Raw genomic sequence first — 12,261 nt, 5'->3', positions numbered from 1 at the left:
CCCTCCTTCTATCGCAGGTTGACGGAGTCGCGGACGGTGTGCAGCACGGTGTCCTTCACCCGCTCGTGGTTCGGTACCGGCGCGAAGTGCCGGTCCGGCAGCAGCAACAGCCAGGTGGCGATGTTGAACGGCCCGGTCAGCACCGGGATGCCGAGCGGCGTGAGCATGGTGGTCAGCGCCATCTGCACGAACAGCGTCAGCGCGATGCCGAACAGCGTGTAGACGGTCACCAGCGCGCCGGGGCGGTTCGCGACAGCGCCCACCACGATCGCGGTCAGCACCGCGTTGAAGGCGAACAGCCCCTTGTCCAGGGACGCGCCGTCGGCGCCGAACCAGAGCGCCAGCAGTGTCGCGCCGACGGCGCCGATCACCGCGAACAGCGCCGACCACCGGGAGTTGATCAGCAGGGCGACGAGGATGAGCAGGCCGGTGACCCAGCTCTCGATCAGGTAGACCTGGGACACGCCCTTGAAGAAGACCGGGATGAGGCCCCAGTCGAACGTGCCGCCGGTCAGCGATCCCTCACCGGGGAACTTCGGCGTCAGCTTGGTGAGCACTGTGAACCTGTCGAACTGGTACGCCGCCATCAGCAGGAACCAGGTCGTGAGCACGAACGGGAACGTGTAGGCGGTCAGGTTCCAGCGTTTGAAGACGGCGTTGAGGGCGAGCGTGACCACCACCGTGCCGATCGCGCCGAGCACGAGGTAGAGCCACATCAGCGGGCGCTGGTCGAGGAACGTGGGCACCGCGAGCCCGGTCAGCAGCGGGCTGAAGCCGAACAGGCCCTTGCGCCAGCTCGACATGTCGACCCGCAGCGCCAGCGCGGTCGCGGTGCCCACGACCAGGCCGAGCACGCCGCCGCCGAACACGCGGGGCGTCCCGTTCTCGAACGCGCCCCAGGCGAGCGCGATCAGGATGAGCAGGCCGCTGAGCGGGTTGTTCTGGAGCACCACCTGCGCGGCGCCGCGCAGGCCGGCGTCGACGAACCGGACCAGCGGGTTCCGGTCGGCCAGGTGGCGCCAGCCTCGTCCGATGTCGGCCATGTCGCTGCCCTCCTCGCCTCAACGCCAGCTGAAGACCGGCGGGAAGGTGCAGCCGGTCACCTCTTCGCGGGCGGCAGTGCAGAACGCGCGTACCGCGGCGCGGACCGGTTCGGTCTCCTGACCGAGCACCTTGAACACCAGGCCGGCGTCGTTCGGCAGCCGGCTGACCGCGGTGGCCAGCGGTGTCTGCTCGTCCCACACCGGCGTCGCGGTCCGTTCGAAGACCCGGGCCGCCCGGTCCGGGTCGGTGAGCAGCACGACGTTGCCGAAGACGTGGAAGCGGTCCATCATCCCGATCCGCGACACCGGGAACCGGCCGGGCGTGATGACGAACTTCTCGACGAACAGCGGCCGCCCGTCGGGCCGCTGCGCCCGCAGGGTGGTGGAGAACAGGTCGTACGCGAAGATCTCGCCGTCGCGGTAGTACTTGCGGCCGGGCTGGAGCACCTCGGCGTACAGCATGGTGGCGGTCTCCGGCAGCCGGACCACGGTGTCGGAGACGAACCGGCTGCGCCGGAACGGGATCACCGGCTCGGGCAGGAACTCCAGGTAGGCGTCCTCGGCCAGGGTGAAGCTCTGGGCCTGGGTGCCGTAGTTGGCGTCCATCTCCTGGATCTTGGTGGCGGCCTGGGTGACCAGGTGCGCCTGCGCGCCCGGCCCCAGGTCGACGTCCATCCGGAGCCGGTCGCCCTGGAGCACGCCGCCGGAGGTGGTGAGGATCATGACGCAGGGCAGGCCCGGCATCTCCTCGTCCCAGTACAGCGCGCGCTGCACCAGCAGCGGGGACTGCCGGAAGACGTCGCGCATGATGGTCCGGTCCTCGCGCCGTTCGAACCCCAGCCGGAGGATGCCCACCTTGCCGTTCGCGGCAGCCGGCAGCTGCGCCGGCTGATCCTGGTACGGCGCGAGTTCCCGGACGGAGTCCAGAGTGGTCATGCGAGGACTTCGGCGTCGAAGAGCGCGTTGCGGCGGACCAGGTCCACCAGGTCGTCGATGCCCTCGCCGGTCTTGCAGTTGGTGAAGACGAACGGCTTGCCGCCGCGCATCAGCTCGGCGTCGCGGGCCATCACGTCCAGGTCGGCGTCGACGTACGGGGCCAGGTCGGTCTTGTTGATCACGAGGATGTCGGACTTGGAGATACCGGGGCCGTTCTTGCGCGGGATCTTGTCGCCGGCCGCCACGTCGATCACGTAGATGAAGTAGTCGACCAGCGCGGGGCTGAAGGTGAGCGTGAGGTTGTCGCCGCCGCTCTCGATGAGCACGACGTCGCTGTCCGGGAACCGCGCCTCCATGTCCTCGACCGCGGCGAGGTTCATGCTGGGGTCCTCGCGAACAGCGGTGTGCGGGCAGGCGCCGGTCTCCACACCGACGATGCGTTCCTCCACCAGCACGCCGGTCAGGGCGCGGCGGACGTGCTTGGCGTCCTCGGTGGTGACCACGTCGTTGGTGATGACCAGGATGCGCAGGCCCTGTTCGACCAGGCGGGGCACGACGGCCTCGATGATGGCCGTCTTGCCGCTGCCCACCGGGCCGCCGACGCCGATCCGACTCGCTGATTTCATTTCCGAAAGCCCTTCAGGTGGGTGAGCGCTCAGCTCATGAACATCCGTACGTGTGCGTGCTGGTGCGCGCCGGCCAGCACGTCGAGGTGCGGCGCGAAGCTCTGCATGTCGTCGAGCCCGGCGGTGCGCACCTCCTCGTAGTCCTCGCCGACCCGCTCGTTGACCGCGAAGAGGATCGACTGGGTGTCGAGGTGGTCCACCCGCATGAGCCGGACCGCCGCGCCGAGCACCATGGAGGCCGCGCCGTACTGGTGGGCGGCGAACGCGTCCGCCTCGCCCACGCCGAGTTCGGCGAAGAGCACGCCGAGCGCGACCGGGTAGGTGACCGGGACGCCGCCGCCGCTCTCCGCGACGCGCTTGCGCAGCAGGGACTCCCCCACCACCCGTTCGGCGGCCTCGGCCAGCTTGCGCCCCATGCGGACGGTCATCGTCCGCGTCTCCTCGTTGATCTTGCGCAGGTGTACGGCCTCGTCGGCCGCCCGGATCCGGTCGAGGTCACCGGCGCGGGCGGCGCGGTGCGCCACGAGCAGCGCCACCCCGTCGCCGGTGGCGGCGGCGCGCGTGACGGTACGCACGAACTCCTGCAACGTGGTCCGGTCGTGCACCGCCCCCTGCTCGACCGCCGTCTCCAGCCCGTTGGAGAAGGAGAAGGCGCCGACCGGGAAGACCGAGTCGCCGAACTGGAGCAGTTTCAGTGCCTCGGTCACCGTGGACACCCCGGCCCCTCAGTTCAGGTCGGCGGGCAGGTGCGTGTGCGGGGTCGAGTCGGCCCCGCCGAACAGCCGCCGCGACTCGTGCGGGGCCAGGTACGCGATGATCTCGGTGCCGGGCATGAACTCGTGGGTGAGACCGGTGAACGCGTGGGTCCGCATCACCGAGTCCATGACCTTGCGGTCCACAGTCAGCGGGACGTACATCTTGGTGCCCTTCACCACCGCCGGCCAGTGCTGGTTGCCGATCGCGTGGCCCAGTTCGACGGCCGAGCGGATCACCATGTCCAGCGACTCCCCGTGCAGCGTGTCGAGGTGCACGACCATCACCTCGCCGAGCGCGATCCGGGCCACCACCGCGGTCGCGGTGGCGTCGTCCCAGGCCAGCACGTCGCCGTCGCGCAGCCGTACGCCGCGGGCCAGGGACAGCGCCAGTTCGGTGCCGAGGCTTGTGGTCCGGCGCAGCCGGCTCTTCTGGGCGTCCCACTGGTCGAGGACCAGGTCGTCGACCTTGGCCTCCCGGAGCCGCTCGGTCCAGGCCGGCTCGTTCACGTTGCCGAGTACCGTTTCGACGAGCATGTGTTCTCCTTTCACGCGACCCCGCCACCGGCCCGGCCGGGGGCGGGCGCCGTGCCGGGTCAGCTGAAGAAGTAGAGCTGGCTGAGGGGGAGGTTCTTGGCCGCCGGCACTGTCGCGTGCACGCCGTCCATCTTCACGGCGAAGGTCTCCGGGTCGACTTCGAGCTTCGGCGTACGGTCGTTGCGCACCATGTCGCGCTTGGTCAGGTTGCGGCAGCCGTAGACCGGCATGACCTGCCGTTGCAGACCGAGCTGTTCGGCCACCCCCGACTCGTGCGCAGCCCGGGACACGAACGTCACGCAGTTCTTGGCGACCTGGGAGCCGGTGGCGCCGAACATGGGCCGGTAGTAGACCGGCTGCGGGGTGGGCAGCGACGCGTTCGGGTCGCCCATGATCGACCAGGCGATCATGCCGCCCTTGAGCACCATCTTCGGCTTCGTGCCGAAGAACGCGGGCTCCCAGAGCACCAGGTCGGCGAGCTTGCCGGGACTGACCGAGCCGATGACGTGCGAGACGCCCTGGGTGATCGCCGGGTTGATGGTCATCTTGGCGACGTAGCGCAGGACGCGGAAGTTGTCGTTGGCGTCGGAGTCCTCGGCCAGCTTGCCGCGGACGTTCTTCATCTGCCCGGCGAGCTGGACGGTGCGCAGCCAGGTCTCGCCCACCCGGCCCATGGCCTGCGAGTCGCTCTGCATCATCGAGATGACGCCCTCGTCGAGGAGCACGTCCTCGGCGGCGATCGTCTCGGTGCGGATCCGGCTCTCCACGAAGGCGACGTCCGAGGGCACCTTCGGGTTGAAGTTGTGGCAGACCATGATCATGTCGTACAGCTCGGACTGGCTGTTGATGCCGTACGGCACCGTCGGCGTGGTCGAGGCGGGCAGCACGTTCATCTGGCCGGCGACCTTGATGATGTCCGGCGCGTGCCCGCCGCCGGCGCCCTCGGTGTGGAAGGTGTGGATGGTCCGGCCCTCGAAGGCGGCGATGCTGTCCTCGATGTAGCCGCTCTCGTTGAGCGTGTCGGTGTGGATGCTGATCTGGACGTCGTACTCGTCGGCGACGGCCAGGCAGGACCGGATCACCGCGGGCGGCGCGCCCCAGTCCTCGTGGATCTTGAAGCTGGGCACCCCGGCCATGATCTGCTCGACGAGCGGCGCTCGGCCACTGCTGTTGCCCTTGCCCAGCAGGCCGATGTTGATCGGCAGGTTCTCGAACGACCGCATCATGTTGTGGATGTTCCAGGGACCGGGCGTGATGGTGACGCCGTTGGTGCTGTCGGTCGGTCCGGTGCCGCCGCCCCAGAGCGTGGTGACGCCGTTGCTGAGCGCGGCGTACACCTGCTGCGGGGTGACCAGGTGGACGTGCGCGTCGATGCCGCCGGCGGTCAGGATCAGGTGCTCACCGGAGATCGCGTCGGTGCCCGGACCGGTCACCAGGCCCGGGGTCACCCCGTCCATGATGTTGGGGTTGCCGGCCTTGCCGATCCCGGCGATCCTGCCGTCCTTGATCCCCACGTCCGCCTTGACCACGCCGAGCAGCGCGTCCACGACGGTCACGTTGGTGATCACCAGGTCCACCACGCCCTCGGCGCTCGTGGCCTGGCTGGCACTGCCCATGCCGTCGCGCAGGGTCTTGCCACCGCCGTACATGACCTCGTCACCGAGGACCCGCAGGTCCTTCTCGATCTCGATGTAGAGGTCGGTGTCACCCAGACGGATCTGGTCGCCCGTGGTCGGGCCGTACATTCCGGCATATTCCTGCCGTGAGATCTGACTCATGCGTTGTCGCTCCAGCTCTGGCGCGTCGAAGGATTGCCGGCTACTTGTCGCCCTTGCCGCTCTTGTCCTGGCCCTTGCCCTGACCCTTGCTCTGGCCCTTGCCCTGGTCCTGCTGCTGCGACGTGGTCTTGAAGCCGCGCGTCTGGGCCTGGTGGAGCGCCTCGGCCCGGTCCGGCCGGTAGCCGGGGATCGGCCCGTCGCCGGTCCAGCCCTGGACCAGGCCGTTGAAGCCGTACACCCGCTGGGAGCCGCCGTACGGGACGAGCTGGACGGTCTTGCGGTCGCCGGGCTCGAACCGGATCGAGGTCGTGGCCGGGATGTTCAGCCGCTTGCCGAACGCCGACGGACGGTCGAACTCCAGGAAGCGGTTGGCCTCGAAGAAGTGGAAGTGGGAGCCGACCTGGATGGGCCGGTCACCGGTGTTGTGCACGACCACCTCGGTCACCGGCCGCCCGGCGTTGAGTTCCAGAGGTTGGTCGCTGAGCTTGTAGCCGCCGATGGGCCGAAGGTGCTTGGAGTTCGGTCCCGGGTGTTGCTTCGCCATGTCGCCCCCGCTCTGCCGGAGACCGTGGCCTCCGGTCGCTGCTCTACTGGATGGGTGAGTGGACGGTGATCAGCCGTGACCCGTCGGTGAAGACCGCCTCGACCTGGAGCATCGGGATCATGTCCGCCACGCCGGGGATCACGTCGTCGGCGGTGAGCACGTGGCTCGCGTCGTTCATGACCTCCTCGACGGTCTTGCCCTCGCGCGCGCCTTCGAGCGCCGCGGCGCAGATGACCGCCACCGCCTCGGGGTGGTTGAGCTTGACCCCGCGCGCCTTGCGGGCGTTTGCCACCATCGCCAACGAGTGGATCGTCAGCTTGTCGAATTCCTTCGGCGTGAGATGCACTTCGCGATCCCTTCGTCCGCACCTTCTGTACGGTTTCAGCTATTGCGTCACGGTAAGAGCGGTTTGGTCAGCCCGCAGCCCGTTCAGGGAGATTTCAGGAACCGGTGTGGGCCCGCTCGCGCCGGTGGTAGTCGGCGACCCACATCTGCTGGATCTGCTCCAGCGTCCGGCCCTTGGTCTCCGGCAGGTAGCGCCGGACGAACAGGAAGCCGAGCACGCACAGCCCGGCGAAGAGCGCGAACACGCCCGACCGGCCCAGCGCGTCGAGCAGGCTCAGGAAGAACTGCGTGATCAGGTACTCGGTGCCCCAGTGGGTCGCGGACGCGATCGCCACGCACCGGCCGCGGATCGGACCGGGATAGATCTCGTTGATCACGGTCCACGCGCCCGGCCCGATCGACACCGCGTAGAACGCGACGAAGAAGACCACGCCGACCAGCAGGAACAGGCCCGAGGTGGTGATCCGGCCGTCGCCGCGCCCGGTGCCCGCGCCCAGGAAGCTGACGCTCACCACGGCGAGCGAGACCGCCATCCCGGCCAGGCCGACCAGCAGCAGCGGCCGGCGGCCGACGCGGTCGAGCAGGCCCACCGCGACGAGCGCGAACGCCGCGTCCACCGCGCCGATCGCCCAGGTGGTCGCGGAGAGCTGTGCCTCCGGGGTACGGAATCCGGCCGCCGAGAAGATCGAGTCGGCGTAGTAGATGATGCCGTTGATCCCTGTCGTCTGCTGGAACAGCGCCAGCCCGACGCCGAGCGCGAGCGGACGCCGCCACTGCGGTGACAGCAGCTCCCGCCAGCTCGCCGTGCGGCCGTGCAGACTCTTCTCGATCTCGCCGAGGCGCTGCTCCACCCGCTGCTCGGGAACGGTCCGGCACAGCGACTCCCGGGCGCGGCGCCGGTCGCCCCGCTTGAGGTACCAGACCGCCGAGTCCGGCACCACCACTGTCACCAGGATCAGCGCCACGCCCAGCACGACCGCCGCGCCGAGCAGGTAGCGCCACGACTCGCCGCCGGTGAACAGCTCGTCCGCCAGGTAGCCGATGAAGATCGCGAAGGTGGTCGAGAACTGGTAGACCGCGAGCAGGCCGCCGCGGATCCGTTCCGGCGCCGCCTCGGCCGCGAACATCGGCCCGGCGACCGAGGCCACGCCGATGCCCACGCCGAGCAGCAGCCGCGCGCCGAGCAGGGCGCCGATGGTCGGCGCCGCGGCCTGCACGATCGTGCCGACGACGTACGCCCCGGCGGCGACCCACAGCGCGCCGCGCCGGCCGATCCGGTCGGCGAGGTGACCACCGGCGAGCGCGCCCGCCAGCGCGCCGAGCGTCACCCAGCTCGCCGCCACCTCCACCTCGAAGGTGTCCACGTCGAACGTGTGCCGGATGTCGTGCAGGGCGCCGCTGATGACGCCCTGGTTGTAGCCGAAGAACGCGCCGGACAGGACGACGATCGACACGATCGCCACGAGGTTGTGACGGGGCGGCCGGCCGGCCGCGCGTCCGCTCGCCGCCATGTCACCCCGTCCGCCGGCGACCGCCCCCCGAAACGGCCGAAAACCTACATATGCGACATATAGTATGTTCGCCGCAGCGGTCCGACAGCGAAACGATGACGCTGCCGGGGTCGCTCCTGCACACGGACGGGGGAAGGGTGAACCGGTCGGCGCCGTACGGCCCCGCGGACTCCTACCGCGAGTTCCGGCACCCGCTCGCAGCGCTCGTGCTCGCCGTCGTCACCGCCGGCGCGCTGGACGCCTTCGCGTTCCTGCGGTACGGCGCGTTCGTCGCCAACCAGTCCGGCAACGCCATCTTCCTCGGCATGGGGCCGGCCGGCGGGCATCCCACGTGGCCCGTCTCGGCGGCCTCGATCGTCGCGTTCGCCACCGCCGCCGGGCTGGTGAATCTGCTCCGCCGCCGAACCCGGCCGACGGTGGCGCCGCTCGTCGACATCGCGGTCACCGAGGCCGCCATGATCGTCTGGGCGGTGCTCAACCTGGTGCTCGCGTACGGCCGGCACGGCACGGCGTCCCGGGTGCTGCTCGCCGCCGCGGGCGCGGTAGCCATGGGCAGCCTCACCACCCTGGCGAGCCGGACCGCGGGCATCGCGACGCCGATCACGTACCAGTCGGACACCACGACGAAGACCGGTGAGCGGGCCGCCCGCTGGCTGCTCGGCCCCACCGCGGGCCGGGGCCGGGCCCGGCGGGGCACCCTGCTCGGACTGCTCGCCCTGGTCAGCTACAGCGTCGGCGGCGCGGTCGGCACACTCGCCCAGCACCGGCCCCGCTGGGTGCCGCTGTGGGGGACGCTCGCGCTGGCCGTGCTGATCCTGCTGCTGCGCCGGCACCGGCGACCAGGACCGGCGTCGCGGCCCGGCTGAGCGTCAGTCCGCCTGGGCGTCAGTCGGCCTGGGCGTCAGTCGGCCTGGGCGGCGAGTTCCCGCGCCCGGTCCCGGGCCGCCTCCAGCGCCGCCAGCATGGCCGCGCGTACGCCGTGGTTCTCCAGCTCACGGATCGCCGAGATGGTGGTGCCCGCGGGCGAGGTGACCGCCTCGCGCAGCTTCACCGGGTGCTCGCCGGAATCGCGCAGCATCACCGCCGAGCCGATCGCGGTTTGCACGATCAGCTCGTGCGCCACCTGGCGCGGCAGGCCGAGCAGGATGCCCGCGTCGATCATCGCCTCGACCAGGAGGTAGAAGTAGGCCGGGCCGGAGCCGGACAGCGCGGTGACCGCGTCCTGCTGCGACTCGGGCACCCGGACGGTGGCGCCGAGCGGGGAGAACATCTCCTCGGCCAGCGCCAGGTGCTCGCCGGTGGCGTACGCGCCCGCCGAGATCGCGCTCATCGCCTCGTCGACGAGCGCCGGGGTGTTCGTCATGACCCGGACCACAGGGGTGCCCTCGGGCAGCCGGCGGTTGAAGAAGGCGGTCGGCAGACCGGCGCAGAGCGAGATGACCAGCTTGTCGGCCGGCACCTTCGGGCCGATCTCGTCCAGCAGCGCGGCGGCGTCCTGCGGCTTGACCGACACGGCCAGCACCTCGGCCTCGGTCACGGCGGTGAGGTTGTCCACCACCCGTACGCCGTAACGGTCGGCCAGTTCCCGCGCCCGCGCCGGCCGCCGCGCGGTGGCGAGCAGCCGCTCCACCGGCCAGCCGGAACGCAGCAGCCCGGAGAGCATCAGCTCACCGATCTTGCCGGCGCCGATCACCGCGACCGTGTGCACCTCGCGTGCCATCAGCCGTACCCCTTCCCGGGTCACGTGGGCACGGCGTGGCGGGCCGGGTCACCGGCCCGCCACGCCCGTGCGCCGTCGATCAGCTGCCGAAGAAGACCTCGGCCTCGGCGTACCGCTCCAGCGGCACGGTCTTCAGCTCGCGGGTGGCGTCGGCGAGCGGGACGCGGACGATGTCCGTGCTCTGCATCGCGACCATCTTGCCCCAGTCGCCCTCGTGCGCGGCGTCGATCGCGTGCAGGCCGAGCCGGGTGGCCAGCACCCGGTCGAACGCGGTCGGCGTGCCACCGCGCTGGATGTGGCCGAGCACCACGGTGCGGGCCTCCTTGCCGGTCTTCGCCTCCAGCTGCTCGGCCAGCCACTGGCCGATGCCGCCGAGACGGACGTGACCGAACGCGTCCAGCTCCTGGTTGTGCAGCACCATCTGGCCGTCGAGCGGCTGGGCGCCCTCGGCGACCACGACGATCGGGGCGTACTGGTGCTGGAAGCGCTTCTCGACGTAGCCGGCGACCTGCTCGACGTCGAACTGCCGCTCCGGCAGCAGGATCACGTTGGCGCCACCGGCGAGACCGGCGTGCAGGGCGATCCAGCCGGCGTGCCGGCCCATGACCTCGACCACGAGCGTGCGGTGGTGGCTCTCCGCCGTGGTGTGCAGCCGGTCGATCGCCTCCATGGCGATGTTGACGGCGGTGTCGAAGCCGAACGTGTAGTCGGTCGCACCGAGGTCGTTGTCGATCGTCTTCGGCACGCCGATGACGTTGACGCCCAGCTCGTGCAGCTTGGTCGCGACGCCGAGCGTGTCCTCGCCGCCGATCGCGATCAGCGCGTCCACGCCCTGGGCGGCGAGGTTGTCCTTGATCCGCTCCACGCCGTTCTCGATCTTGAACGGGTTGGTGCGGGACGAGCCGAGGATGGTGCCGCCACGGGGCAGGATGCCGCGCACCTCGGCGATGCCGAGCGGCTTGGTCAGGCCCTCGAGCGGGCCCTTCCAGCCGTCGCGGAAGCCCACGAACTCGTGACCGTAGGTGGCGACGCCCTTGCGGACCACCGCCCGAATCACCGCGTTGAGACCTGGGCAGTCGCCGCCGCCGGTGAGCACGCCGATACGCATGATCTGCTCATCCTCCTGGAGCATCAGGTGAAGCCCGGATAAGCCCCAGGATATGTGTCAGATCAGACCATCGGCGCCGTTGCCGGCCCGGGGCGGGCCGTCACTGCGCACTGTAGTCGGCGCAGGTGTACGCCGGCACCGCACCCCGGGCCGTTCCGGACGGCGGACGGGCTACCCGTCAGTAGCCGACCTCGTGGTTCTCCCCCACCTTCGGCGGCTTGCCGGTCACCGCCGCCTTGGCGAAGCCGAGCAGGTTGACCACGGTGCTGCCGGGCGAGTCCCAGTACTCCGCCGACCCGGCGTGCACCTTGATCAAGGTGATCCCGGGCGTGTCCAGCCCGTCCGGGAACCACGCCTTCAGCAGCGGGCTCCACAGCTCCTTCGCCCGGTCGGCGTCCCACTCCTCGGTGGCGGTGCCGGCCACCGACACCCAGGCATGGTGACGCTGGTCGGAGAAACCGACGTTCACCTGCGGGTTCACCCGGATCTGCCGGACCTTCGCCGAGTCGGCGTACGCGAAGAACCACAGGTCGCCCTCGAAGTCCGCCTCCTGTAACCCCATCGGACGGCTGACCAGACGCCCGTCCACGCCGGTGGTGGTGAGCAGGCAGATCCGGGCGTCCCGGATCAGCTCGGTGACCCGGCGGCGGGCGTCCGCGGCGTTGGTCGGCTCATTGCTCATGGGGCACTCCTGTCTCGGATCGGCGCAGATGCCGCTCCGGTGCCCTGGGCGGAACCGGTCAAACCTCCCGCGCCGTCATCGCCCGCCACCGCGCCAGGTTGTGCCGGGCGTCGACCAGCGCGTCGTGCCGGTCGGCCTCGGCGTCCGGCAGCCGGGGGCGTCCCCGGTCGTCCCAGAGCTGACGCAGCTCCTTGGTGAAGCGGGGGATCTCCCGCGGCAGCGCCGGCATCGCGCCCCAGAGCTGGGCCAGCACGACGTGGTCGTAGGCGGCGTACCAGGCCCACAGCTCCAGCTGCTCGCCCGGCCGGTCCCGCACCGGCTCCAGCAGGAACTCGTGCAGGTCGTCGCGGATGCGCGCGCGGGAGCGCCAGGCCCGGTCGGCCGGCGACGGGAGCTTGTCCAGCACGTTGCGCCGCACCCAGGGCACCGCCCGGGAGTCGTCGAACTCGGTGGAGACCGCGTAGAACTCGCGGCCGTACTCGTCGACGACGCCGATCGACACCAGGTCGACGATGCGGCCGTCCTCGATGAATTCGCAGTCGTAGAAATAGCGGTAGACCATCGCCCTCATCCTCGCCCATCACCGGCACGCGCCGGTCGCCGGGGCGTCCGCCGAGGTCGGCGGGCGTGCCGTCGGCGGCCGGGCATGGTCACGGAAGTGTTTCCGGGGGTGTACAGC

The 12,261-nt window shown here is 70.5% G+C and carries 14 protein-coding genes; 1 reads left to right on the top strand and 13 read right to left on the bottom strand.

Annotation, left to right across the window (positions count from 1 at the left end; translation table 11 throughout):
• Positions 1-8: 8 nt before the first annotated feature.
• From yut to FB455_RS00755, 9 genes are all read right to left on the bottom strand, one after another.
• Entirely contained in the window at positions 9-1,043 is a 1,035-nt protein-coding gene (gene yut, locus FB455_RS00795) for an urea transporter (protein ID WP_030273918.1), read from the bottom strand.
• Between the two features lie 18 nt (positions 1,044-1,061).
• Positions 1,062-1,979, bottom strand: a complete 918-nt coding sequence (locus tag FB455_RS00790) for an urease accessory protein UreD (RefSeq protein ID WP_047893003.1) — start codon at positions 1,977-1,979, stop codon at positions 1,062-1,064.
• Positions 1,976-2,605, bottom strand: coding sequence for an urease accessory protein UreG (gene ureG, locus FB455_RS00785; RefSeq protein WP_013287653.1), 630 nt, complete (start codon positions 2,603-2,605; stop codon positions 1,976-1,978). The genes FB455_RS00790 and ureG overlap by 4 nt, the downstream gene beginning before the upstream one ends.
• A gap of 29 nt (positions 2,606-2,634) precedes the next feature.
• Positions 2,635-3,312, bottom strand: a complete 678-nt coding sequence (locus tag FB455_RS00780) for an urease accessory protein UreF (protein ID WP_223201363.1) — start codon at positions 3,310-3,312, stop codon at positions 2,635-2,637.
• 18 nt (positions 3,313-3,330) lie between these two features.
• Positions 3,331-3,894 (bottom strand): urease accessory protein UreE, encoded by a 564-nt coding sequence (locus FB455_RS00775; RefSeq protein ID WP_013287655.1) that lies wholly within the window; start codon positions 3,892-3,894, stop codon positions 3,331-3,333.
• 59 nt (positions 3,895-3,953) lie between these two features.
• Positions 3,954-5,672: an urease subunit alpha gene (locus FB455_RS00770; RefSeq protein WP_030273921.1), complete on the bottom strand. Its 1,719-nt coding sequence runs from the start codon at positions 5,670-5,672 to the stop codon at positions 3,954-3,956.
• A gap of 40 nt (positions 5,673-5,712) precedes the next feature.
• On the bottom strand, positions 5,713-6,216 hold the full coding sequence (locus FB455_RS00765; RefSeq protein ID WP_030273923.1) for an urease subunit beta: 504 nt from the start codon (positions 6,214-6,216) through the stop codon (positions 5,713-5,715).
• 43 nt (positions 6,217-6,259) lie between these two features.
• On the bottom strand, positions 6,260-6,562 hold the full coding sequence (locus tag FB455_RS00760) for an urease subunit gamma (RefSeq protein WP_013287657.1): 303 nt from the start codon (positions 6,560-6,562) through the stop codon (positions 6,260-6,262).
• Positions 6,563-6,656: 94 nt separating this feature from the next.
• A complete protein-coding gene (locus FB455_RS00755) occupies positions 6,657-8,015 on the bottom strand; it encodes a sugar porter family MFS transporter (protein ID WP_486481484.1) in 1,359 nt (452 codons plus the stop codon).
• 194 nt (positions 8,016-8,209) lie between these two features.
• Between FB455_RS00755 and FB455_RS00750 the strand changes: the two genes are divergently transcribed.
• Positions 8,210-8,938, top strand: a complete 729-nt coding sequence (locus FB455_RS00750; protein ID WP_236619233.1) for a YoaK family protein — start codon at positions 8,210-8,212, stop codon at positions 8,936-8,938.
• 35 nt (positions 8,939-8,973) lie between these two features.
• On the opposite strand, the gene proC is transcribed toward FB455_RS00750, so the two are convergent.
• The 4 genes from proC to FB455_RS00730 form a co-directional block, all read right to left on the bottom strand.
• The gene (proC, locus tag FB455_RS00745) at positions 8,974-9,792 is read right to left on the bottom strand and encodes a pyrroline-5-carboxylate reductase (RefSeq protein WP_013287660.1); all 819 of its coding nucleotides are present in this window, start codon (positions 9,790-9,792) and stop codon (positions 8,974-8,976) included.
• Between the two features lie 79 nt (positions 9,793-9,871).
• The gene (locus FB455_RS00740) at positions 9,872-10,900 is read right to left on the bottom strand and encodes a 6-phosphofructokinase (RefSeq protein WP_030273929.1); all 1,029 of its coding nucleotides are present in this window, start codon (positions 10,898-10,900) and stop codon (positions 9,872-9,874) included.
• A 178-nt stretch (positions 10,901-11,078) separates the two neighbouring features.
• On the bottom strand, positions 11,079-11,582 hold the full coding sequence (locus FB455_RS00735; protein WP_145751788.1) for a pyridoxamine 5'-phosphate oxidase family protein: 504 nt from the start codon (positions 11,580-11,582) through the stop codon (positions 11,079-11,081).
• Between the two features lie 58 nt (positions 11,583-11,640).
• Positions 11,641-12,144, bottom strand: coding sequence for a polyadenylate-specific 3'-exoribonuclease AS (locus tag FB455_RS00730; RefSeq protein ID WP_013287663.1), 504 nt, complete (start codon positions 12,142-12,144; stop codon positions 11,641-11,643).
• Between the last annotated feature and the right edge of the window lie 117 nt (positions 12,145-12,261).

The sequence above is a fragment of the Micromonospora sp. CNZ296 genome (assembly GCF_007827635.1).
This window is presented reverse-complemented; position numbering and strand designations above follow the sequence as displayed.